General features: G+C 33.7%; 26 protein-coding genes and 1 pseudogene. 14 read left to right on the plus strand and 13 right to left on the minus strand.

Features of this window, described 5'->3' with window-relative positions:
* The first annotated feature begins 31 nt into the window (after positions 1-31).
* From FC091_RS14735 to FC091_RS14760, 6 genes are all read left to right on the plus strand, one after another.
* Positions 32-526, plus strand: a complete 495-nt coding sequence (locus FC091_RS14735) for a rhodanese-like domain-containing protein (protein WP_138435109.1) — start codon at positions 32-34, stop codon at positions 524-526.
* Entirely contained in the window at positions 519-1,148 is a 630-nt protein-coding gene (locus FC091_RS14740) for a TIGR04282 family arsenosugar biosynthesis glycosyltransferase (protein ID WP_138435111.1), read from the plus strand. The genes FC091_RS14735 and FC091_RS14740 overlap by 8 nt, the downstream gene beginning before the upstream one ends.
* Positions 1,141-1,953 carry a purine-nucleoside phosphorylase gene (locus tag FC091_RS14745; protein ID WP_138435113.1) on the plus strand — a complete coding sequence of 271 codons (813 nt, stop codon included), beginning with the start codon at positions 1,141-1,143 and terminating at the stop codon, positions 1,951-1,953. The genes FC091_RS14740 and FC091_RS14745 overlap by 8 nt, the downstream gene beginning before the upstream one ends.
* Before the next feature lie 55 nt (positions 1,954-2,008).
* Positions 2,009-2,977: an arsenosugar biosynthesis arsenite methyltransferase ArsM gene (gene arsM / locus FC091_RS14750; RefSeq protein WP_138435115.1), complete on the plus strand. Its 969-nt coding sequence runs from the start codon at positions 2,009-2,011 to the stop codon at positions 2,975-2,977.
* A gap of 143 nt (positions 2,978-3,120) precedes the next feature.
* Entirely contained in the window at positions 3,121-3,852 is a 732-nt protein-coding gene (locus FC091_RS14755) for a DUF547 domain-containing protein (RefSeq protein WP_138435117.1), read from the plus strand.
* A gap of 33 nt (positions 3,853-3,885) precedes the next feature.
* Positions 3,886-4,578 (plus strand): TIGR04283 family arsenosugar biosynthesis glycosyltransferase, encoded by a 693-nt coding sequence (locus FC091_RS14760; protein WP_138435119.1) that lies wholly within the window; start codon positions 3,886-3,888, stop codon positions 4,576-4,578.
* Here FC091_RS14760 and FC091_RS14765 read toward each other — a convergent pair whose 3' ends face one another.
* The 3 genes from FC091_RS14765 to FC091_RS14775 all read right to left on the minus strand — a co-directional run bounded on the left by FC091_RS14765 (position 4,579) and on the right by FC091_RS14775 (position 7,765).
* Positions 4,579-5,307, minus strand: coding sequence for a metallophosphoesterase family protein (locus FC091_RS14765; RefSeq protein ID WP_138435121.1), 729 nt, complete (start codon positions 5,305-5,307; stop codon positions 4,579-4,581).
* 66 nt (positions 5,308-5,373) lie between these two features.
* Positions 5,374-6,648, minus strand: a complete 1,275-nt coding sequence (locus tag FC091_RS14770) for a POTRA domain-containing protein (protein ID WP_138435123.1) — start codon at positions 6,646-6,648, stop codon at positions 5,374-5,376.
* Between the two features lie 109 nt (positions 6,649-6,757).
* A complete protein-coding gene (locus tag FC091_RS14775; RefSeq protein ID WP_138435126.1) occupies positions 6,758-7,765 on the minus strand; it encodes a glycoside hydrolase family 113 in 1,008 nt (335 codons plus the stop codon).
* Between the two features lie 141 nt (positions 7,766-7,906).
* On the opposite strand from FC091_RS14775, the gene FC091_RS14780 reads away from it, so the two are divergent.
* The 4 genes from FC091_RS14780 to FC091_RS14795 are packed head-to-tail and all read left to right on the plus strand — an operon-like array spanning position 7,907 to position 13,021.
* On the plus strand, positions 7,907-9,211 hold the full coding sequence (locus FC091_RS14780) for an NAD(P)/FAD-dependent oxidoreductase (protein ID WP_138435128.1): 1,305 nt from the start codon (positions 7,907-7,909) through the stop codon (positions 9,209-9,211).
* A gap of 1 nt (position 9,212) precedes the next feature.
* Positions 9,213-10,796 carry a 4Fe-4S binding protein gene (locus tag FC091_RS14785; RefSeq protein ID WP_138435130.1) on the plus strand — a complete coding sequence of 528 codons (1,584 nt, stop codon included), beginning with the start codon at positions 9,213-9,215 and terminating at the stop codon, positions 10,794-10,796.
* Positions 10,797-10,826: 30 nt separating this feature from the next.
* Positions 10,827-11,531 (plus strand): glycosyltransferase family 2 protein, encoded by a 705-nt coding sequence (locus FC091_RS14790; protein ID WP_138435132.1) that lies wholly within the window; start codon positions 10,827-10,829, stop codon positions 11,529-11,531.
* A gap of 56 nt (positions 11,532-11,587) precedes the next feature.
* Positions 11,588-13,021, plus strand: a complete 1,434-nt coding sequence (locus tag FC091_RS14795; protein WP_171032530.1) for a cellulose synthase family protein — start codon at positions 11,588-11,590, stop codon at positions 13,019-13,021.
* Between the two features lie 3 nt (positions 13,022-13,024).
* Here FC091_RS14795 and FC091_RS14800 read toward each other — a convergent pair whose 3' ends face one another.
* Positions 13,025-13,453 carry an SRPBCC family protein gene (locus tag FC091_RS14800; RefSeq protein ID WP_138435133.1) on the minus strand — a complete coding sequence of 143 codons (429 nt, stop codon included), beginning with the start codon at positions 13,451-13,453 and terminating at the stop codon, positions 13,025-13,027.
* Positions 13,454-13,543: 90 nt separating this feature from the next.
* Between FC091_RS14800 and FC091_RS14805 the strand changes: the two genes are divergently transcribed.
* Entirely contained in the window at positions 13,544-14,995 is a 1,452-nt protein-coding gene (locus tag FC091_RS14805) for a mannosyltransferase (protein ID WP_138435134.1), read from the plus strand.
* Between the two features lie 18 nt (positions 14,996-15,013).
* Here the strand turns inward: FC091_RS14805 and FC091_RS14810 are convergent, their stop codons facing one another.
* The 8 genes from FC091_RS14810 to FC091_RS14845 all read right to left on the minus strand — a co-directional run bounded on the left by FC091_RS14810 (position 15,014) and on the right by FC091_RS14845 (position 21,999).
* Positions 15,014-15,382: a hypothetical protein gene (locus tag FC091_RS14810; protein WP_138435136.1), complete on the minus strand. Its 369-nt coding sequence runs from the start codon at positions 15,380-15,382 to the stop codon at positions 15,014-15,016.
* Positions 15,383-15,548: 166 nt separating this feature from the next.
* Entirely contained in the window at positions 15,549-16,325 is a 777-nt protein-coding gene (locus FC091_RS14815; protein ID WP_138435137.1) for an RMD1 family protein, read from the minus strand.
* Positions 16,325-16,738, minus strand: a complete 414-nt coding sequence (locus FC091_RS14820; protein ID WP_138435138.1) for a VOC family protein — start codon at positions 16,736-16,738, stop codon at positions 16,325-16,327. Before FC091_RS14820 ends, FC091_RS14815 begins: the two co-directional genes overlap by 1 nt.
* A 75-nt stretch (positions 16,739-16,813) precedes the next feature.
* Positions 16,814-17,140, minus strand: a complete 327-nt coding sequence (locus FC091_RS14825) for a hypothetical protein (protein WP_138435140.1) — start codon at positions 17,138-17,140, stop codon at positions 16,814-16,816.
* Positions 17,141-17,155: 15 nt separating this feature from the next.
* Positions 17,156-18,133 carry a deoxyhypusine synthase family protein gene (locus FC091_RS14830; RefSeq protein WP_138435141.1) on the minus strand — a complete coding sequence of 326 codons (978 nt, stop codon included), beginning with the start codon at positions 18,131-18,133 and terminating at the stop codon, positions 17,156-17,158.
* Positions 18,123-19,064 carry an agmatinase gene (gene speB, locus FC091_RS14835; protein ID WP_138435142.1) on the minus strand — a complete coding sequence of 314 codons (942 nt, stop codon included), beginning with the start codon at positions 19,062-19,064 and terminating at the stop codon, positions 18,123-18,125. Before speB ends, FC091_RS14830 begins: the two co-directional genes overlap by 11 nt.
* A 111-nt stretch (positions 19,065-19,175) precedes the next feature.
* Positions 19,176-20,567 carry an arginine decarboxylase gene (locus FC091_RS14840; RefSeq protein WP_138435144.1) on the minus strand — a complete coding sequence of 464 codons (1,392 nt, stop codon included), beginning with the start codon at positions 20,565-20,567 and terminating at the stop codon, positions 19,176-19,178.
* Between the two features lie 598 nt (positions 20,568-21,165).
* A complete protein-coding gene (locus FC091_RS14845; protein ID WP_138435145.1) occupies positions 21,166-21,999 on the minus strand; it encodes a tyrosine-type recombinase/integrase in 834 nt (277 codons plus the stop codon).
* Between the two features lie 212 nt (positions 22,000-22,211).
* On the opposite strand from FC091_RS14845, the gene FC091_RS14850 reads away from it, so the two are divergent.
* The 3 genes from FC091_RS14850 (at position 22,212) to FC091_RS14860 (ending at position 24,368) form a co-directional block, all read left to right on the plus strand.
* On the plus strand, positions 22,212-22,718 hold the full coding sequence (locus tag FC091_RS14850) for a DUF1990 family protein (protein WP_138435152.1): 507 nt from the start codon (positions 22,212-22,214) through the stop codon (positions 22,716-22,718).
* A gap of 117 nt (positions 22,719-22,835) precedes the next feature.
* Entirely contained in the window at positions 22,836-23,423 is a 588-nt protein-coding gene (locus FC091_RS14855) for a hypothetical protein (RefSeq protein ID WP_138435146.1), read from the plus strand.
* Between the two features lie 150 nt (positions 23,424-23,573).
* Positions 23,574-24,368 carry a cation transporter gene (locus tag FC091_RS14860; RefSeq protein ID WP_138435148.1) on the plus strand — a complete coding sequence of 265 codons (795 nt, stop codon included), beginning with the start codon at positions 23,574-23,576 and terminating at the stop codon, positions 24,366-24,368.
* A gap of 45 nt (positions 24,369-24,413) precedes the next feature.
* On the opposite strand, the pseudogene FC091_RS14865 reads toward FC091_RS14860, so the two are convergent.
* A pseudogene (locus tag FC091_RS14865) lies at positions 24,414-24,544 on the minus strand (IS110 family transposase); the annotation flags it as partial.

Below are 24,544 nucleotides of genomic sequence, written 5' to 3' on the forward strand. Positions count from 1 at the left end.
ATATTCCTACGAAAGTAGGAATCTTATAACCATGAAAAAGAAAATTATATACACATTATTCCTTTTCTCGGGGATTTTATCCGCTCAAGAATCCCTTTCAGAATTATTAAAAAAATACAATAACGAAAGTGTACCGTACATTTCTGTTCAAGAGTTAGCAATGCCAAAAACTAATGCCATTCTTTTAGATGCGAGAGAGCTTAGAGAATATGAGGTTAGCCATCTAAAAGATGCAATACATATTGGTTATGACGAATTCAATCTAAAAAACACCATTGAACAACTCAACAACAAAGACCAAATGATTGTTGTGTACTGCTCTTTGGGAATAAGATCTGAAGATATTGCAGAACAACTCAAAAACGAAGGATACACGAATGTTTACAATCTTTTTGGCGGGATTTTTGAATGGAAAAATAACGACTTTAAAGTTTACAATCTCAACAATGAGACCACTGAAAATGTTCATGTATTTTCTAAAGAATGGAGCCAATGGCTCTTAAAAGGCATTAAAATTTATGACTAAAACGCTCGTCATAGTGTTTGTAAAAAACACAACATTAGGTTCTGTAAAAACCAGATTAGCAAAAACTATAGGAGATTTTGGCGCACTTGAGGTGTATAAAGAACTTTTGAAAATCACTAAAAAAGCAATTTCTGAAATAAGATCAGATGTTCGTATATACTTTTCTAAAGAAATAGATGCTAACGAATGGACTAACTTTCCGAAGTACAAACAACAAGGCTCTGATTTGGGAGAACGGATGTACAATGCTTTTAATGATGGCTTTAATGACGGCTATAAAAACATTGTGTTAATTGGTTCAGATTTACCAGACATCAGCGCTAAACATATTAAAAATGGTTTAAATGCATTGCAGGAAAGCAAAGCAACTTTTGGTCCTGCAGAGGATGGTGGTTATTACCTTATAGGATTACAGCATGCGATTCCAGAACTATTCAAAAACAAACCTTGGAGTCAACCTCACCTGCTTCAAACTACGTTACAAGAGTTACATAATCTCAATATTTCTGTCAGTATTTTAGAGACCTTAAATGATATTGATACTTATGAAGACTTAATTGCTTCAGATTTTTACAAAAACAATCAAAAATTACAAGAAAAAATACAACAACTTAATGATTAAACAAATAACAGAAAGCACAGAATACCTTCAATCAAAAGGTTTTGACAATCCAGAGGTGGGCATCATCTTAGGTACAGGATTAGGAGAATTAATTAATGAAATAGACATCATAGCTCAGGCTAGCTACAATCATATCCCAAATTTCCCAACAGCAACTGTAGAGTTTCACAAAGGGAAATTAATTTATGGCACTCTAGAGGGCAAAAAAGTTGTGGTAATGCAAGGACGTTTTCATGTTTATGAAGGCTACACATTTCAAGATGTTACATTTCCAGTAAGAATAATGGAAAAACTAGGTATTAAAACGCTTTTAGTATCTAATGCTGCTGGCGCAGTCAATTTAGATTTCAAAAAAGGTGAATTAATGCTTATTGACGACCACATCAATTTACAAGGAAGTTCTCCTTTGGCATTTAAAGGAGTTTCAGAATTAGGTGAGCGTTTTGCCGATATGAGCGCTCCTTATGATACGGAAATTATTTCAAAATTTGAAAGTATAGCTGCAAAACACAACATTACACTTCACAAAGGTGTGTACGCTTCGGTTGTTGGTCCGCAACTAGAAACTCGTGCTGAATACCGAATGTTAAAAATTATTGGAGCAGATGCTGTTGGCATGAGTACTGTTCCAGAAATTATTGTAGCAAATCATCTTAACTTAAAAGCTGCTGCTGTATCTGTTTTGACAGATGAATGTGATCCAGATAATTTAAAGCCAGTGGATATTGCAGAGATTATCTCCATGGCCAACAAAGCAGAACCTGATATGATTACATTATTTAAAGAATTAATTAAAAGTATATAGTATTCATAAATAATACCACTTCTTACTTTTTACTTCATACTTAATACTTAGAAATATGAGTTACCTAGAAACCACAAAAGATGTTTATAAAGAAGCTGCACTAACACCAGATGTTGGGTTATGTTGTACCACAAATCCTATTTGGGAACTACCAGGATTAAAAATTCCAAGAATTATGCAAGAGATGAACTACGGTTGTGGTTCAACAGTGCATGCGCGCGATTTAACCAATAACCCTAAAACACTTTATGTTGGTGTTGGTGGAGGTATGGAGTTGCTTCAATTTGCATATTTCAGCAGACAAAAAGGAGGAGTTATTGGTGTTGATGTTGTTGATGAAATGTTAGAGGCTTCTCGTAAAAATTTCAAAATAGCAGAAGAACAAAACGATTGGTTTAAATCTGAATTTGTTGATCTTAAAAAAGGTGATGCTATGAATCTTCCTGTTGAAGATAATAGCATTGATGTAGCAGCTCAAAATTGTTTGTTCAATATTTTCAAAGCTGATGATCTAAAGAAAGCCATTGCAGAAATGTATCGTGTGCTAAAACCTCACGGACGTTTGGTAATGAGCGATCCTACTTGCGAGCAACCAATGAACGACGACTTACGAAACGACGAACGCTTAAGAGCACTTTGTTTAAGTGGTAGCTTGCCAATTGCTGACTATGTAAAAGCACTTACAGACGCTGGCTTTGGCACTATTGAAATTAGAGCACGTAAACCCTACCGAATTTTAGATCCTAAACATTACCCAACGGATGAATTGATCTACATAGAGTCTATTGAAGTGGCAGCTATTAAAGATCCTATGCCAGCAGATGGGCCTTGTATTTTTACTGGGAAAGCGGCCATCTATTATGGAGAAGATGATTATTTTGATGATAATGCAGGACACGTGTTGTTAAAAAATCAGCCCTTAGCTGTTTGTGACAAAACTGCTGGTGCGTTTGCTGCCTTGGAAAGAGATGATATTTTTATTAGCGAATCTACCTTTCATTATGATGGTGGAGGTTGTTGCTAAATAATTTAATACTGTAAGTGCGTTTTGTAAGGTTTAGTATTAATACTTGACTAACATTAGGCTTTACAGTGAAGAAGGCTTCCATAAAAGAATTGCTTTTAAAAGTCTCAAATTTGAGAATAACACATGAGATTTAACCAAGTATGAGGTATCTATTTATTTTAATAACTATATCGTTGTTTAACGCTACAGGTTTAGTGAAAATATCTGATAATACTGTAACTAGTGTGTTAATTAATCATTCTAAATGGTCAACACTATTGGAAAATTATGTATCAAATAATGGTGAAGTATATTACGAAAACTTAAAAGAAAATAAGGCAGAATTAGACTGTTATATAAAAACATTGCAAGAGGATTACGCTTTACTTGAAACAGCTTCTAAAAACGAAAAAATTGCCTATTGGATTAATGCCTACAATGCCTTAACCGTTGATTTAATTATTAGAAATTACCCTTTAAAAAGCATAAAAGACATAAAAGACCCTTGGGATCAAAGACTTTGGAAGTTTGATGACAAATGGTTAAACCTTAATGACATTGAGCATAAAATTCTAAGAAAAATGGATGAACCTCGTATTCACTTTGCTATTGTTTGTGCTTCAGAGTCTTGCCCAAAACTACAAAATACAGCATTTACTGCAGAAAACCTTGACGAACAGCTTACAAATGCCACAAAAGAATTTTTAACAGACACAACAAAAAACGAAATCTCAGAAGATAATATTAAGCTGTCCAAAATTTTTAGATGGTTTAAGAAAGATTTTGAACAAGACGGTAGTCTTATTGATTTTTTAAATCGCTATAGCGATATTACCATTTCCGAAAAGGCAAAAAAGAGTTTTAAAAATTACAGTTGGAATTTGAATGATTAAAACCTTAATCCTAAATATTCCGTAAGTAGAAATATGATTAGCATTATAATACCAGTATTGAATGAAGCCAATAACATTGGCAGACTATTGCTACATCTTACAGAGAATTCTTCACCTGAAAATATTTCAGAAATTATTGTGGTTGATGGCGGAAGCACTGATGGAACAATCGAAACTGTAAAAAAATTCACTCGAACTGACGTAAAACTTATCTCTTCACCAAAAGGACGTGCAAAGCAAATGAATATTGGTGCAAAAGCTGCAACTGGAAAAGTTCTTTACTTCTTGCATGCTGACACCTTTCCACCTAAAAACTTTGATAAGTTGATTGTCGACAAAGTAAAAAATGGTCATGAAGCCGGTTGTTTTAGAATGGAATTTGATAGTAGTCATTGGTGGCTGAGACTTGCTGGCTGGCTCACACAATTTAACTTCAAAGCCTGTCGTGGTGGTGATCAGAGTTTGTTTATTACCAAGTCACTATTTGATACAATTGGTGGCTACAATGAAAACTATATTATTTACGAAGACAACATCTTAATTGGCGAATTGTACAAACGTAACCAATTTACAGTCATCAATAAAAAAATTAAAACTTCGGCACGGCTTTATAAAAAAGTTGGCATCTGGAAACTTCAATATCACTTCTGGACCATACATATTAAAAAATGGCTTGGTGCATCTGCTGATGAGATGTTGGCTTACTACAAGAAGAATATTGTTTAGTTATTTATTCCTACCCAATTCATTTGGATACAAATGCATTAATGTATCACTTTGAAAAACCTCCTTAGTATTAACATCTATAGCAGATAATTTTCCCGTAAAAGCAGCACCTGTATCTACATTCCAAACATTTACTGCTTGCATTGGTTCGTACTTATTGAATCTTGTAGTTGGTGTATGGCCAATATAAATTTCTTTATAACGTTTTAACCTGTTTGGAAATAATTCAGAATTTTGTTTAATTCTTTTATCCATTGTTAAGGCCATTTCCCAGAGTGTTCTGTCGTAATAAAACTTTTCTCTGTGAATTTCTTTTTGTACACCATGCGTAGATGTAAAACCAGCGTGTAAAAACAAACGATTTTCGTCATCTATATGGTATAGCGGCATAGCTTCAAAAAAATCGAGATGAGTTTTTTTTTGTGTTTTCGAAAAGCCCTCATAACTTTCTATAGTTTCTTTTCCACCGTGCACATACCAAACATCATTAACACTACCTTCTGCTAACCATTGTTCGCACCAAACATCATGGTTTCCTTTTATAAAGATGCATTTATTATACGAGGAAAGCTCTATGAGATAATCAATCACTTGAGCGGATTGACTCCAACCATCTACATAATCTCCTAAAAAGATAAGACAATCATTAGTTGTAACCTCAGCTCTTTTCAAAACTTGTTTTAAACCTTTAAGTCCACCATGAATATCACCAATAGCAAATGTTCGCATATGATTATTTTTTTACAAAACTAATAGAATGAAAGAACGTATAATTTTTCTTCAATTAAATTATAGTTAAAAATACTGCCCTATTCCAAAAACCACACCATTATTAGCTTTGTTCCCAAGACTTATACCATAATCAATCCTAAAAACAGCATTAAAAATACGTTTATGTATAAACCGCAAACCTAAACCCGTAAATAAACTTGTGTTATTACCTTGTACTAGATCTTCTAATTCGCCTCCTGGATCTTGCCATGTACCAGCGTCTATAAAAGCATTGGTTTGCAAAGCAAACCAGCCTTTTTCAAAAACTGTATGCCTATATTCTGTGTTTAACACTATAGATGCTGTACCTCTATCAATAACATTACCAACACCTCTAATGTTTAGCTGATTATCTAGTGCAAAGGGAGCAAACGGTGTAGTATCATTGGTAGCATAACCTAGTCTTAAACGGTTTGCCCAATTACCTTTATCTCCTATCCGTTTAAAGTATTCAAAATCATTTCTACCAATAAAAAAGTTTTTAAGTAACTCTGTATTGCCTTCTGCTGAAGCTGTTAAATTAAATGTGAATACACTTCTAAAACCTTCAACATACTGATATTCGTTCGTTATGTTATTATATTCATACTCTCCTATAATTGAAAAACGATTTAAGCTAAGATGTTCTGGTATATCAGAAGGCAAGTTACCATCTAGATAATCATAGTCTTCATTAGCTATATTGAAACCGAGCTCAATCCTGTTGTTAAAATTATGCTCATAAAAAACCCTAAACTCAAAAGCTCTCGCATTGAACTTGTAATTAACATCGCGCTCATCTTCAAAAAATATAGGCTGCTGCAAAACGTTGTTTTGATAATTGAGCCCAATTCCCCATTTTCGTGTAAAAAGGTTTGGCGCTTCCCAAAACACACCGTAAGAATCAAATACATTTTTACTGTAAAAACCACCAATAATTTGATTTTGCCCAAATAGATTAAAATCGAAGAGTGATAGTCTATATGCCAAATCTTCATTTACATCTTGAGAAACATTGAGACCTGGAATTATTGCAAAATTCTCTACCACCTTATACGTTAGCTTATAAGTATTGTTATCTAATTTTTCAGTGGTAAACGACGCACTGGCAACAGAAGGCAGGAGTCTAAATCGCCTTACATCTGATGCTATGTCTGTGGAATCTAGATCGCTTCCAACTTTTACATAAGCCAATCGTTTTAAAAAACCGGTTTTAGTTCTTTTATTGCCTTCTATTTGAATCTCTGAAATGGTATTTTGAGCTATACTTAATTGACCAATTAACAGAACTATAGCTAACCTAAAACATTTAATGTTCATTGTTGATTACATAAATACCTAATGGTAAATTAGGTTGGTTCATCATTGCTTTTTTATAAGATTTAGACGAACCCTAACAATTTACATTACAAGTTTAATTTAAACTTTTCTATTTAAATTGAGCATATGTATCGGAAAGCACAGCTTCTACAGGCTTATTTTGCGGAGTAAACATTGGGTTATCATGTCCACCAACTTCATCATGCATAATAAACCATTTCCAAACAAAACCTCCCGCAAACCAGTTCTCGTACCAAAAGGTGTCTAGTAGTGCTTTAGTCGTATTTACTTGTGCTTCAAGATTCACATCTCTCATGGTATAATCTGACACCCAAGGTTGTCTACCAGAATAATCTACACTTCTGTAACCATATTCCGTAAACAATATTGGTCGGTCTTGTTGCTTAGAAAGTTTTTCTATAATTGGTTTATGAGATTTCCAACCGTTTAAACAATCCTCGTAAGTAGGCGTTTTTTTGTCGCTAAGTGGGAAATAAGCGTCAATACCAATATAATCTAATTGGTCCCAAAATGGTGTTTTGGCAAACTCATTCCAATTGGCTGCATACGTTAATTTTCCTTTATAGATTGTTTTTATCTTTTCTATCAATTGAGACCAATATGCTGGTCTAAATTTTACAAACAACTCTAACTCTGTACCAATACAAAATATCTCTGCATTAACTTTTTCTGCCAAATCTGCATATTCTAAAATAAAGCTTGTGTAAGACTCTTCTAAAGCTTTCCAGTCCGCTTCTGTTGTCATCATTATTTCACCTGTAAACTCACCTTTCCAAACCCAGATTTGTGGCTTAATCATCATCTTAATATTGGCTTTTCGTAATTCGGAAATGTATTGCTCTGCTCCTGCTCTGGTTTCACCAAACCATTGTCTGTCTGTGTTATGAATAATTTCGGGATGCTCAAGGTTTTTTATAAATCCAAAGGGCATAATTGCTGCATAATTTGCATTGACCTTAACTACTGGTGCTACATGCGTACTATCCACAATATCTCTCGCAGCAACAAAGCTTACGCCATTAATTTTACTTGGTTTATAAGGCGCTGCAGAGCACCCAAAAATTAAAACCACCAAAAAAACAACTACTATTCTCATATCATAAAAATAAAGAAAAGCCACGTCTTAATAAAACACAACACCTTACAAGAAATTGTTAATTTAAATACTTTCTAAATTGAATTCATTTTTTAAGGTCTTATCTTTAAATGCGACTTAAGCATCAACTAAACCAAAACAATGGAACACATAGCCATAATAGGTAACGGTATTTCTGGCGTTACTCTTGCCAGACATATTAGAAAGTTATCTAATAAAAAAATCACCATTATATCTGCTGAAAGCGATTATTTTTTCTCGCGTACTGCGCTTATGTATGTATATATGGGACATATGAAGTTTGAGCACACACAACCTTACGAAAATTGGTTTTGGAAGAAAAATAATATCGAACTGAAAAAAGGTTTCGTTAATGAGATTGATACTGATAATAATACACTTCATTTTGCTGAAGGAGACCAAATGAGTTATGACAAATTAGTCATCGCAACAGGTAGCAAACCTAACAAGTTTGGTTGGCCAGGTGAAGATCTAAAAGGTGTACAAGGCTTATACAGTAAACAAGATTTAGAACATCTTGAAATCTATGCACCAAACAACAAAGTCTGTAAACGCGCAGTCATTGTAGGTGGAGGACTCATTGGTATTGAATTGGCAGAAATGTTGAATTCTAGAAATATTCCTGTGACTTTCTTGGTGCGTGAAAGCAGTTTTTGGAATAGCGTTTTACCTGAAGGCGAAAGCCAAATGATAAACAGACATATTAAAAATCATCATATCGATTTAAGACTTTCAACTAATTTAAAAGAAATCATTTCTGATGATAATGGAAAAGTAAAATCCATCATTATTGAAGAAACTGGCGAAGAAATTCCTTGTGATTTTGTAGGCTTAACAGCAGGTGTAACACCTAATATTTCATTTTTAAAAGAAAGTAATATTGAAACCAATAAAGGCGTTTTAGTCAATCGCTTTTTAGAAACCAACATCAATGATGTGTATGCAATCGGTGACTGTGCTGAACAACGCCAAGCTATTGGTAATCGTAGACCGATTGAAGCGGTTTGGTACACAGGTCGCATGATGGGCGAAACATTAGCACAAACCATTTGTGGCAATAAACTAGAATATAAACCAGGACATTGGTTTAACAGTGCTAAATTTTTAGATATCGAATATCAGACCTATGGTTGGGTAAACGGTAAAAAAGGAAAGCCGGATTACGAAGCTCATTTTCATTGGAAACATGACGACGACACCAAATGTATTACCATAGCTTATCACAGAGACACTAACAAGTTCTTAGGCATCAACACCTTTGGCATAAGGCTACGACACGAAGTTTTTGACAAATGGCTTACCGAAAAGCGAGATTTAGACTTTGTCATCAATCATCTAGAGCAAGCCAATTTTGATCCAGAATTTTACAAGCGATTTGAAAACGAGATAAAAGAAAAATATAACAACACCTTACAAACTAACTAATATGAGCTTAAAATTAAATTACAGTATGTCTTTGGCTAATTCTTACGGATTAACAAAAACACAAAAAATAGCGTCAGCAGTTGGCATATTAGGACTTTTTATTTTGGTGTTAGCATTATTTAACGTTCAATTCCCTAACAAAGCTACAACTTTAACAATTGCTTTAAGTTTAATGTTTGTTGGGACTATATGGTTTTCTAATAGTTTATACTTAAACAAATCTAAAGGTATTAAAAATGATGGTGTTTGGTTTAAATCTTTATCTTCAAGAGGTTTAGTCGGTTGGCTAATTGGTGTCGTTTTAACCTTATTTTACATTGTACTTTATTTTTACCCTCAATATTTAGGATTAGCTCAAAAAGGTGAAGAAAACACAGGTTTAGTTGCTCTTTTTGATCCTTTAAGTCAACTTTTAAGTGGCAGAGACGCTAGTCAATGGTTTGTATATGGTACGCTATATACAGTTGCAATTTTAGTGTTTGGTTATAAATTCATTTTAAAATATAGGCACAATCGCTATGAGCAAATCCGTACTATTTCGGTCATGTTTTTTCAGTTGGCTTTTGCGTTTTTAATTCCAGAATTTATGTACGTAATGAATAGTGATTTACCGTACTACGATTTAAAAAACATTTGGCCTCTTAATTACTATAACTTCGAAAGTTATCGTGTAAAAGCATTTATTAGCGCAGGAAATATTGGTTTAGCAATGCTGATTTTTGGTATTGTTTCAATATTTGTCATTACACCTATTTTAACTTACAAGTACGGTAAACGTTGGTACTGTTCTTGGGTTTGTGGTTGTGGTGGATTAGCCGAAACTGCTGGTGATAGTTTTAGACAATTAAGTGACAAATCTCAATTTGCTTGGAAGGTAGAACGTTGGGTAATTCATTCTGTACTTGTTTTTGTTGTGTTAATGACAACAGCTGTAATACATAGCTATTTGGGTAATGACACCAGCAAATATTGGCTTACAAGATCGTCGTTTTTAATTTTTGTTGCTTCATTTTTAACCTTAATTTTTGTTGGGACATTTATTTTTAAACGTAAAGAATTAGCTAAAGACGCTAAATATGGTGCTATTGGCTACTTTGTAATTATCATGTCATTATTTGCTTTGCACTATTTTAGCAAAGACAATACTTTATTTTTATTTAAATCTGAAAGCTTAAGAAAAAGCTACGGATTTTTAATCGGCTCTATCTTTTCTGGTGTTATTGGTACTGGTTTCTATCCTATTTTTGGTAATCGTGTATGGTGCAGGTTTGGTTGTCCTATGGCTGCGATTTTAGGATTTCAGCAACGCTTATTTTCTAAATTCAGAATTACTACCAACGGTGGACAATGTATCTCTTGCGGTAACTGCTCAACCTATTGCGAGATGGGAATTGATGTACGTGCCTATGCACAAAAAGGCGAAAACATTGTACGTTCTAGCTGTGTTGGATGTGGTATTTGTAGCGCTGTTTGTCCAAGAGGTGTTTTAAAATTAGAAAACGACAGCATGAAAGGACGTATAAATCCTAACGAAATCCTACTAGGAAACGATGTCGATTTAATGGATTTGGTAAATCAGAAATAAGGCTTTTATTTTGCACTTCAAACAAACTAGATGCCCAAAATAGTTGTAATTATTCCGGCTTATAATGAAGAAGCCTCTATTCCTTATGTCATAAAAGAAATTCCTTCTATTGTTGATGAAATTATTGTTGTAAGTAACAATTCTACCGACAACACTGAAGAAAATGCAAGACAAGCTGGTGCTACAGTTTTAGTAGAACATCAAAAAGGGTATGGTCATGCATGTCTAAAAGGCATGGAATACATCGCTTCGACTTCGCTCAGCGACCAATCAAAAACACCAGATATTGTAGTTTTTTTAGACGGAGATTACAGCGATTATCCTGAAGAACTCACAAAAATTGTTCAACCTATTATAGAAGAAAACATTGATTTTGTTGTTGGTGCACGTGTTAAAGAATTGCGAGAAGAAGGCTCTATGACTGGCCCTCAAATTTTTGGCAATTGGCTAGCTACCAGATTAATGCGTATTTTTTTTAAATCTACATTCACAGATCTTGGCCCTTTTAGAGCTATAAAATATGAAAAGCTTCTAGTCCTAAAAATGGAAGACAAAACCTATGGCTGGACGGTTGAAATGCAGCTAAAAGCACTCAAGCAAAAACTAAGCTATAGAGAGATTCCTGTAAAATATAAAAACAGAATAGGTGTTTCAAAAGTTTCAGGAACGGTAAAAGGTGCTATATTTGCAGGCGTAAAAATCTTAACATGGATTTTTAAATATAGTTTTAAGTGATTTACCTACACTACTTTATTATTGTTGTTTATACTCTCGCTATCGTACTTATTTTTATGTACGCATTAGCACAATTAAACCTTCTTTATAATTATTTATCGTCTAAAAAGAAACGTAGTACTTGTGAAAAATTTGACTTAAATAATCCTGAAGAAATACCATACATTACTATACAGCTACCTGTTTTTAATGAGATGTATGTAATGGAACGCTTACTAGACAATATCGCTTTACTAGACTACCCTAAGGATAAATTAGAGATTCAAGTATTAGACGATTCAACAGACGAGACCGTCCATTCTACCAAAGCACATGTAGAAAAACTAGCTGCTACAGGTTTAGATATAAAACACATTACAAGAACCAACCGTGTTGGTTTTAAAGCTGGTGCCCTTAAAGAAGGTTTAGAAATCGCAAAAGGTGAATTTATTGCCATTTTTGATGCGGACTTCCTTCCAAAACCTAACTGGCTAAAACGCACAGTACCTTATTTTAAAGATGAAGAAATAGGTGTTGTACAAACACGTTGGGGACACATTAACAGAGACTACTCTTTATTAACCAGAATACAAGCGTTTGCATTAGATGCTCACTTTACTTTAGAACAAGTCGGACGTAACAGTAAAGGCCATTTTATTAATTTTAATGGTACAGCTGGTATATGGAGAAAGGACTGTATTATTGATGCTGGTAACTGGGAAGGAGATACACTAACAGAAGATTTGGATTTAAGTTACAGAGCACAACTTAAAAACTGGAAGTTTAAGTATCTTGAAGATGTTGAAACACCTGCAGAACTACCAATAGTTATTAGTGCTGCCAGATCTCAACAATTCCGTTGGAATAAAGGTGGTGCTGAAAACTTTAGAAAAATGCTTTGGCGTGTTATTAAATCTAAAAATATTTCGGCTAAAACTAAAGTACACGGTTTATTACACTTGCTAAACAGCTCAATGTTTTTAAGCATCTTTGTTGTCGCTATTTTAAGTATTCCTATGTTGTACATTAAGAATGAATATGCACATTTGAGAGACTATTTCTATGTTATGAGTTTCTTTATAATGAGTACCATCATTTTCTTTGTATGCTACTGGTTTATGTACAAAAACATCTACGGAAGTGGCTTCAAAAAATTCTTTGGATATATTGGTATGTTCTTTACGTTTTTCTCAATTGCAATGGGCTTTTCGCTTCATAACTCAATTGCAGTAATAGAAGGTCATATTGGTAAAAAGAGTGAATTTGTAAGAACACCAAAATTCAATATTAAGAAATTCAAAGACAATTGGAAAAACAACAAATACCTTAAGAAATCCTTATCTAAAAATGTGGTTCTAGAAGGCTTATTAATGCTGTATTTTGCATTTGGCCTTTATAGCGCATTTATAGTTGGAGATCAAGGTGGAGACTTTGGGTTGTTTCCTTTTCACTTAATGCTTTGTATTGGTTTTGGGTATGTGTTTTTTAAATCTTTAGGCTCTAAAGTTTAAATATTACTCTCTATCTTCAAAAGGCACGATTGTCCCTTTTTCTAAATAATCTTTTAATCCTTTTAAGAGCATTGCCCAACAAAACGACGAATGTTTAAAGTGTGTATTGCACTCTGGCCAATCTTTATGAAAGAAATGAAGATAAATTCCGTTACTCTTCTCTTCTAGATCAAAACCAAAGGTTGTAGCATTCCAATCATCATCAGATTTGGTCATTTTATAATGAATATGATCCCATTGCTTGGCACTTTTAACTTCAGCATACCAATCGTATTTATCTGTAAAATTAAAATTGTATTCTTCTCCCTCTTTCGGAATTCCAGAACATTTTAATGGCCACCAATTTACCAAATGCTCTGGCTCTGATATAGCTCTATAAACACTGAATTTGTCAGTATTGATCATAAAGTTGGAATAAATAGAATGACTCATAACTCTACATTTTAATTCCTTCTAAAGTTATTATTCTTTTTTTATCTATAAGACATAGCAGATTTAAATAATTCTATCTTTGGATATATTATGCTTGAATTAACCACTATTTACAAATACAAAAAGACAACATTAGCTTACACCTTAATAAGCTGTATACTTTACGTATGGTTTGCTTACTACACACAGCGAACTGATGCATTACAACTCATTTTACTATATAGTTTCTTATTTGTTTTAGGGTACCAAATTTTGAAAACGTCTGGATTCTATACTTCGACTTCGCTCAGCACAGGCTTTAGAATTTTAGTAATAGCTTCTATCTTATTCAGACTATTATTTCTATTTGCAACACCTAATTTATCACAAGATTTCTATCGGTTTATTTGGGATGGACACATGCTTTTAGAAGGGTTTAATCCTTATTTACACACACCTAATTATGTAATAAATTGGAACACATCAATTCCCTTGGCACAAGACTTATACAATGGAATGGGTGCACTGAGCGCCTCACATTATACTAATTACCCACCTTTAAATCAGGTCTGTTTTGTACTTGGCAATCTCTTTCCTGGTAGTAGTATTTTAAGCTCCGTTATAGGCATGAGACTTCTTATTATTGCTGCGGACATAGGAACACTCTATTTTGGAAAAAAGCTTTTAGAAGCCTTAAAATTACCTTCTAATCGAATCTTTTGGTACATATTAAACCCATTTATCATTATAGAACTTACTGGCAACCTCCATTTTGAAGGTGTTATGATTTTCTTTTTAGTCTGGAGTTTATACTTACTACATAAAGGCTATTGGAAATGGGCTGCGGTCGTTTTTGCCTGCTCTGTTTCTGTAAAACTGATCCCCTTGATGTTTTTGCCGTTGTTTTTCTGGTGGTTCACTTCGACTTCTTTGAATGATAAAAGAAACAGTCAACAAAAAAAGATTAGCTACGCTGAACCTAAAGATTTATCTGTCTTGGTAGGAAGGAAAAAACTAATTGTATTTTATTCCATTGTTGGCATAACCTTAATTACATTTTTTATTCCGTTCTTTTCTATGGAATTTGTAAACAATTACTCTAAAACGGTCGGACTGTGGTTTAATAATTTTGAATTTAATGCCAGTATCTACTATGTTCTTAGAGCTCTTGGCTATGCTATTACTTGTTATAATGAAATTGGTATAATTGGTAAGATTCTGCCTCTAATTTCCGTTTTAGTAATTTTAGGATTTTCGGTGTTTAAAACCAATAATTCTATACCTAAACTTAGCACATCTATACTAATAGTTTTTACAATTTATCTTTTTTTAAGTACTACAATACATCCTTGGTATATAGCTACTTTGGTAATGCTTTGTGTTTTTACCAGGTACAGATATCCTCTTGTTTGGAGCTTGGTTATAATACTTAGCTACCTATCGTATCTTGGCATTGGTACAGCAGACAAATCTGAAAACTTATGGATTATTGCTCTAGAATACTTCGTTGTATTTTCTGCATTTGTTTGGGAAGTGGTATTAAAAAAAAGACTGCCAATTTAATTAGCAGTCTCTTTTATCTTACATCTTTGTGATCTTTATAATAGTGTATTTTTCGTAGGTTTCTTTATAACCGTATTCGTCTTCTTCCTCATAAGTTTCAATCTTATACGTTATTTGAAAACGCTTACCAATCATATCATCCGATTTAAGGTTTACAGCTTTTAGTACTTCTGCAGTAACATTGTAAAAGTATATGATATCTTCATCCTCCTCATCATCTTCACCAGCTATTAAGAATGCATATCCATCTTCTTCATCGTAACCATCAAAAGTGCCTTTAATGGTTACATTTTCTTGTTCTTGATTGTTCTTATTGGTATCTATAATTGCATTAACGCTAAATGCCATTACTAAAAATACTAGTACTATAAATTGTCTGTTTTTCATTTTTAATTGATTTTTTTTGAAATTCTATCATACAACGTCTTGCTCAAGAATTTCTATTTATAATTTTATTTTGTAGTTGGGTATTTACCACCTCAAGCCCAAAACTTTTAGATCATTATCTAAGACAATGATAACTGTGGTTTGTTGCGAAGAATACTATCTTGGTCTAAAACAATTTTAGAATAAACATATCTATGACTTCTACCAAAATTAGAATGATAATAATCCACTCTAATCGGCTACTTTCTCGATGATCCATAATATCTTTAAAGAGTTCTAAATTTTCTTTTATAATTTCTATTCTATCATGGATAACGTGGTAACGATCCTTAAGATCGAAAGTCTGTTTTAAATCTGAATTTAACTTGTTTAACTGCTCGTCTTCCCAGGTTATTTCTGGTGAATCAAAGATGTATAGGTTTTCAGAAATCTTGTTCTTAATATTTAAAGTTTTACCAATAAATCGTTTTAATTTATTCCCTGAAATATCGAGTTTTCCTTTAGCTTCTAAGTATTTGGTATGTTCGTTAGTTTCTATCAAAAGCGCTTCGGTTATTTCAGAATAACGGTTTAGCGCTACAGATTGCGATGCATTAAGCATTACCAATCGTATCATTTCGCTATTAAACTCTGGCAATACGATACTTTCAAAATTAACCTGAAGTGTATTTTCTTGTATCTCTACATTAACTTCTTCAGAAATTTTGTCTGCAAAGTAGGTATCGCATAATGGTTTAATGGTATATAAAGCTTCAGCTATTTCAGTTTTTGAAAGGTTAAAGCAGCTTACCATTCCATACTGAAACAGATAGATATACTTGTCTTTTGAGTGTAAATAAAACAACTCATCACTATCTTGAAACAGCAACTGCCACTGCAATTGCTGTTTGCTCGCTTTTATATTGATAGTGTTTGCTACTTGATAAGCAACAACTGGTAACATTATGCTAAAAACATATCTTTAGGTTCTTTAAAACTTTTGAACTCTAACATATAATCATTAGGGTCTTTAATGAAAAACGAAAGATGCTCTCCTGTTTTATCTTTTAAAAAAGTGGTTTTGGTTACAACCTCTAACTTTTGCTTGGTAAGTTTGTTATAGATTTTTTTCCAATTATCAATATCTACAATAACACCAAAATGGAAGGAGGGTAAAATCTTACCTTCAAACACATAATTAGGGTTATTGAAGTTAAACTTTTCGGCTTTTATAAACGTAATCTGGTGACCAAATAGATTTATATCTACCCAATTTTCTGAGGTTCTACCTGCAGAAGCGCCAATGTTATTGATGTAAAAGTCTTGGGTTTCCTTTACACTCAAACACGGTAATGACATGTGAAATGACGTTTCCATAATTTAAGCATTTAGAGTTTTATAACTTTTTTATATTAAGTAAGTTACAAAATAAAATAACACCTATTACAATTACTAATCAAAATCATCTGAGTCCTCATCCGCAGCCATTTCTGGGTCTTGTACAGCTTCTGGATCATCATTATCAAAGTCCTCATAATCATCTTCATCGTAATTCTCCATAGTTACTGCAAGTTTTGTACTTACCTTAACCAAGTACTTGGTATCTTCGGTAGTTACCTCTACGGCTTCTACAACCTCATTCTTTGCATTTTTAAATGTAATAATGTGATCGTCGTCATAACCATCAGGATATTTCTCTACCAACATGGCAAGAATCTCTGGTGTTAGTTTTTTAAAGTCTACAATAACGCGTTTTAAATGTTGGTCTTTTCTGTTCATCTCGTTAGGTTGGATTTACATACCCAAAAGGTACGCAAAAATTAATGGAGCAACAATGGTTGCATCACTCTCTATGATAAATTTAGGTGTGTTTATATCTAGTTTTCCCCAGGTTATTTTTTCGTTTGGCACTGCGCCAGAATATGATCCGTAACTTGTTGTACTGTCGCTAATTTGGCAAAAATAACTCCAGAATGGTGTATCTGTACGCTCCATGTCTTGGTAAAGCATTGGCACTACACAGATTGGAAAATCTCCTGCAATACCTCCACCAATTTGGAAGAAACCTATGCCTTTCTCTGAATTCTCTGTGTACCAATCTGCTAAAAACGTCATGTACTCAATACCAGATTTCATGGTACTAGCTTTAAGTTCACCTTTTAGCACATAGCTTGCAAAAATATTACCCATAGTACTGTCTTCCCATCCTGGGCAAACAATTGGCAAGTTCTTTTCTGCTGCTGCGTACATCCAAGAATCCTTTAAGTCTATTTCGTAGTATTCTTCTAAAACACCAGACAATAACAGTTTGTACATATACTCGTGTGGTAAGTAGCGCTCGCCTTTGGCTTCTGCGTCTTTCCAAATCTTAACAATATGCTCTTGTATACGTCTAAATGCTTCCTCTTCTGGAATACAAGTATCTGTAACTCGGTTTAGTCCTTTTTCTAACAAATCCCATTCATCTTGTGGAGTTAAATCGCGATAGTTAGGCACACGTTTGTAATGGCTATGTGCTACCAAATTCATGATGTCCTCCTCAAGGTTGGCACCCGTACAAGAAATAATGTGTACTTTATCTTGACGAATCATTTCTGCAAAAATCTTTCCCAACTCTGCAGTACTCATAGCACCAGCCAAAGACACTAACATCTTAGCGCCATTATTAAGCTGATCTTCATAACCTTTGGCTGCATCAACCAAAGCTGCTGCATTAAAGTGCAGATAATACTTCTCTATAAATTGTGTAATATGTCCTTTATTAGTACTCATCTTCATCATTAAATTTAGAAAATTTATTATTTCCGTTTGAGTTGTTGTTAAAATTACTTTCAAAATCGTCTGTTGCATCTTGATCTTGAAACTTATAACTTAACATTTTGTAGTACAATTTTGCAGCTAAAAAGTCTGAAGACTTTTCGTTTTCATTTGGGCAAAGCTCTACAATATCAAAACCTACAACATTTTTTTCTTCAAACACTTGTTTTAAAAACTCCAGCGTTTCGTAATACAACAGACCTCCTGGCTCTGGTGTACCAGTACTTGGCATAATTGAAGGATCGAAAGCATCTAAATCGAATGTAATAAATACGTTGTCTGTCATTTGATCTATTGCAGAATCCATCCAACTATCGTCTACAGCCATCTCATGCGCAAAGTACGTTTTTTCTTCGTCCATTACTGTTTTTTCAATAGCATCCATAGAGCGAATACCAACCTGAATAAGATTTGTAGTTTGGCTCGCCTCATACACAGCACAAGCATGGTTACACTTAGAACCTTCGTAACTTTCGCGAAGATCTGCATGCGCATCGATGTGCAATACTGTTAAATCTTCAAACATTTCGTTGAAAGCTCTAATAGTACCAATAGATATTGAATGCTCACCACCAAAAACAGTTACAAACTTGTTCTTTTTTATAAACTTTTTGGTTGCTTGGTGCACTGCTTCTACCATTGCTTCTGGAGACGCATTTTCTGTTACTGCATCTGCCAAATGAATACCTTGAAGGTACACCTCAGAATCTGTTTCGATATCGTACAACTCCATGTTTTCTGAAGCGTGTAAAAATGCTTCCGGACCTTTATCTGCTCCTTTTTGCCATGTACTTGTACCATCGTAAGGTACTGGGATTAAAACAATCTTTGATTGATCTAATTTTGAATGCTCTGCTGGAATGCCAGCGTAAGTTTTTGTGTTCATTTTTTTAATTCCTGAAAGGGAAATTTGTTATTTATTCTTGTTGTTTAATTATTATTTTTGGGCTTCGATAGCACTTCGACAAGCTCAGTGTGACACGTTTGCCTTTATACTTTAATATCCTAAAATATTCAGTAAATCTTCACTTTTTTGTTGTTCTGCGAAAACTTCGGTTGTTAAGTTTCCGTTATCATCGCGTTGTATTAGTATATGTTTTGGACTTGGTATTAAACAGTGTTGCAATCCGCCAAAACCACCAATAGTTTCTTGATATGCGCCTGTATTAAAGAAGCCTATATACAAGGGTTTGTCTTTGTTATACTTTGGTAAATAAATGGCATTGACGTGTTGTTCACTGTTGTAATAGTCATCACTATCGCATGTTAATCCACCAAGTAATACACGCTCGTAGCTTTCTTGCCAACGGTTAATTGGCAACATAATAAAGCGTTTGTTTATAGCCCAAGTATCTGGCAACGTTGTAATGAAAGATGAGTTAATCATATTCCATTTTTCACGATCGTTTTGTTGCTTTTGATAAAGCACTTTGTAAATAGCGCCTCCACTTTCGCCAACCGTAAAACTTCCAAACTCCGTAAAGATATGTGGTACATCTACCTCTTCTTCTTCGCAAACGGTTTTTATTTGGTTTACAATTTCATCTACCATATAGGCATAATCAAAATCGAAAGCCAAAGAGTTTTTAATTGGGAAGCCTCCACCAATATTCAAACTATCTAAAGATGGACAAATCTTTTTTAAAGAAGTATACACCTTAAGGCATTTTGTGAGCTCGTTCCAATAGTAAGCGTTATCTCTAATACCAGTATTGATAAAGAAGTGTAACATCTTAAGCTCTACTTGCTCATTATTCTGAATTTGGTTCTTGTAAAATGGCACAATGTTTCTGTAACCAATTCCAAGGCGTGAGGTGTAAAACTCAAATTTTGGCTCTTCTTCAGACGCAATTCTTATACCTACTTTAAACTTACCATTGATTTCTTCGGTAAGTAAATCTAACTCTTCATAGTTATCTATGATAGGTATACAGTTCTGATGACCTCCGTTTATTAAATCGGCAATATTATTAATGTACTTTTCTCGCTTAAAACCGTTACTAATTACAAAGGTTTTGTCTGTGATTTTCCTTTCTTTCTTTAGGCTATTTACAATATCAATATCAAAAGCTGAAGAGGTTTCGATATGTATATTATTTTTTAGGCCTTCGTCTAATACATGCTTAAAGTGCGAACTTTTGGTACAATAACAGTAGTTGTATGATCCACTATAATTGTGTTTTGCAAACGCATCTGCAAACCATGTTTTGGCACGCTGAATGTTATTAGAAATTTGTGGCAAATAGGTAAACTTTAAAGGCGCTCCGTATTGCTCTATTAATTTCATAAGGTCTATACCATGAAATTGTAGTGTGTTTTCCTCTAGATAAAACTCTTCTTGAGGAAAGTAAAAGGATTGATCGATAAGATCAATGTATTTTGTATTCATTTTTGTTTTATTCTCGGTTGTTTTCTTTCAGAAAAAATAAAGGTATAAAGATCTATGCACAAATAGTGTTAACTCTATATCAAATCTGAAACTGGCTTTGTGTAGTTGGCACAAACGGATATATGTGCTGGCTGGCAGCTATTAGAGAAACGGAAGTTAGCTTTAAATTTCGGGCGCTTATCTTATAAGCTGCTTTTGAATATGACTTCCTAATTTTCAAAAGCCCGAACGTAAAAACAGTTTTCAATGTGTTCAGCTAAATCTAGAATCTGTTGTGTTATTGATTCTAAATTTCGCAGCAAATGTATGTTATTTTTTAATATGCAAAACTTTTTTGTGCTTTTTTTTACATATAGGCTTAATTAATGATTAATTACTCATAAGCAATGGAAAATAATCTTAGGCTTTTGGCTTATGGTTTTTGTGTATTTGCCCTTAATGATAGAGCAAGGAAACCAACATTTAATACGGCATAAAGTCGGCATATAGTCGGTATATAGTCAGCATATATTTAATGTAAATAGGGTTTGGTTAGTTATTTTTATCTTATCTAATCTTGTGATCGTGTGTTTTGTGAAAGTTAGGTGGTTTTTATCGATTAGAGCATATCTAACGGACTCTTTACGTTTTGTAGGGTTGTCTCTGCTACACGCGTATATGTAAGGGTTGTGTTGATGCTTTTGTGCCCTAACAGCTTTTGAATAATGCGTATATCGGTTCCGTTTTCTAAAAGGTGTGTGGCGAAACTATGCCTGAGCGAGTGTACGGTTATTGGCTTTGTTATTTTTGTTGCCGACAAGGCTTTGTTAAGGATTTTTCTTATGCTACTGTCGCTATATTTAGATTTTTTTTGTCCTTCGAAGAGGTATTCTTTTGGTTTGTACTCTTTAAAATAACGTCTTAACAAAACTAAAAGGTTATTGGGCAGCATTACCATTCTGTCTTTTTTGCCCTTACTGTTTTTGATGTGTACCATCATTCTGTTGCTATCTACATCTACTACTTTTAGAGCTATAGCTTCGCTTATTCTTAGGCCCAAACCGTAAATGGTTGCCAAGATAGCTTTGTGCTTAATGTTTTCTGTGGCTTGCAAGATTTGTTTTACTTCTGATTTTGAAAGGATTACTGGGACGTACTGTTCATTTCGGGATGGATAAATGACTGAAAAATCTACCTCTCTTTTTAAGACTTCTTTGTAAAACAACGATAATGCACCTATGAGTTGTTTTTGTGATGATATGCCATATCGTTTTTGTTTGGTAATATTTACCACTGTTAGTAGAATATCCTTATCTCTAAGATTGCTCAATGTATTAGGTTGAATTTTCAGGAACTCGGTAACAGATTCTACAAAACTTAAGTAGACTGCTACTGTATTAGGGCTATATCTTTTAAGCTCTAGAATGGTTTTGAATGTACTAAGGTGCGACATAACTCATTTTTATATGGTTATGTTACAATTTACAAAAAGGTACTGAATAACACACTATTAGGGTTGTATATACGTACTTTTTTGGCTAGGTTTGTATATATAACCGCTGGGCTTCATGCAAAAATGACATCGTACTTTAAATGAAAATTTATCTCACAGATCAAAAAAAGAACTTTGAACGACATCTCAACGACTTGAGACCAAAGTCTGTAATGGAGTACGATAAAAATCGGTTGACTAAGAATATATCGATAATTGAGATTGAAACAGACAGGATTGACTTTCAAACCCTTTTTGACTATGAAATCTTTCCTGCTAACATCATGACTCATTTGACAGAATGGAAATCTAAAAATAGAGAAATGACAGTCGGAGATATAATTGTTCAACAAGTATATATCCCACCAACAAGGATTTTCTCGCAAAAAATCGTTTTCGGAGTTAGGATAAGTGAAATCATTGACGAACCGACAAAAAAGGGTTTTAGTTACGAGACGTTAGACGGACACGTTGAAAAAGGAATTTCGACTTTCACATTGGAACAGACGAATAAAAAGACCGTTTTCAAAATCTTGACCTATTCAGAACCAGGAAATATTTTGACCCGACTTTTAGGACCGATTTTCTCGAGACCATGTCAAAAGTATTCGACTGAACAAGCGTTGAAGAATGTAAAACGACAAATAGAAAAAAGCACGAAAGCCCAACAACGCATATAGCTTATGGCGGGTGAACGGCTGCCAGCAAGGTTTTCGCTCTATTGCCAAGTTCGTCACGGGCGGACAGGAAGTAGCTTCGAAACCGCCACAAGCCATATGCAAACCGTTAGGGCACATATGAAAAATCCAGTCCATATTTTAATACTTATTTTACTTTTAGCATTTGTTTCGTGTAGTAAAGAATATAAAATTGACAAATCGGATTACTCATTAATACCTTATAACGGAAATGAAATTTTAGTATTAAAATCGACTGAAAACAAATTGGATACTATCTTCATAAATGGAATTGAAAGATACTTTGCGAGTTCTGACCCTTTAGCATTTTTTCCAGACCAACACGAAATTCAAAACTTAAACTGTAAAATTAGTGACCCAAATTATAATAGATACTTACCTGGAAAAGTATTAATTGAATTGCGTGCATCATCAGACGGAACACAAATCTGGTTCGACATAATAATGAAAGAATCTTGGTATTATGGAAAAAAAATTTATTCAAAAACCGAATTTGACAGTGTACCAATTACAAAAATGATAATAGATGACAAAGTATATAACGATGTTAAAATATTTGAATCTGATGGTTCTTATGAACAGCGAGACAATTATGCTGAAAGGTTTTACTGGAGTTTAAGTCAAGGATTTCTCGGACTTAGCAAGCGAAATGAAAAATGGAGATTAATAAAAAAATACGTGCCCTAACACCGTGTATAATTAATGGCTAGTTCTCGCCTACTTACGAAAATCCTCGCGGATTTTCTATTTGGTTTTTATTTACTATATTATGTGCTTAAACACGCCACTAATCATACACAATACCGTTGTAACCAATGCAAGAAAAATCGATACTGAATGGAAAAATCGATATTTGAAATCACCAAAATGGATTGTCCTTCAGAGGAAAACCTAATCCGAATGAAATTGGATGGAATCTCAAATATTGCGAATTTAGAATTTGACATTCCCAACAGAAGATTGACTGTCTTTCATAACGGAGAAATTCAACATATAGAAAAATCCATCTTAGAATTAAAACTAGGCGGAAAAAAAATATCGACTGAAAAAACCGACCAGACGGATTTTAAAGAAAACAAAAACCAGAAAAAGCTTCTTTGGTCTGTTCTTATAATCAATTTCATTTTTTTTATTATCGAAATGACAACAGGTCTGTTTTCAAAATCAATGGGACTTGTGGCTGATAGTTTAGACATGCTCGCAGATAGTTTTGTTTACGGAATTAGTTTGTTTGCGGTTGGTGGAACCTTAATAATGAAAAAGCGGATAGCCAAACTTGCTGGATATTTTCAAATAACACTTGCGATTATCGGATTTGTGGAAGTCCTTAGACGATTTTTCGGAGAAGAAAAATTACCAGATTTCTCGACTATGATTATTGTTTCTGTCTTTGCTCTCATTGCGAACGGAATATGTCTTTATATTTTACAAAAGTCAAAAAGTAAAGAAGAAGCACATATGAAAGCTAGTATGATTTTCACCTCTAATGATGTAATTATCAATTTAGGAGTTATAATCGCTGGAGTTCTAGTAAATTGGTTAAGTTCTAGCAAACCTGATTTAATCATTGGAACAATAGTTTTTATTTTGGTAATACAAGGTGCAGTCAGAATTTTGAAACTAGGAAAATAGAAAGCACAGGTTACAACAAAGAACTGAGTTAAAAAACAAGCATTATTAAGCTAATTTTGAAACAAAGTTCTCGTCATATGGCAATCCTGATTTTGCAATAGCAAAAGCCTGTTTTAACAGTTTGTTTGCTACTGCAATGAGTGCCAGTTTCTTGCTTTTCCCTTTTGCCACTATCC

The organism is Winogradskyella algicola, from assembly GCF_005869935.1.
GTDB lineage: Bacteria > Bacteroidota > Bacteroidia > Flavobacteriales > Flavobacteriaceae > Winogradskyella > Winogradskyella algicola.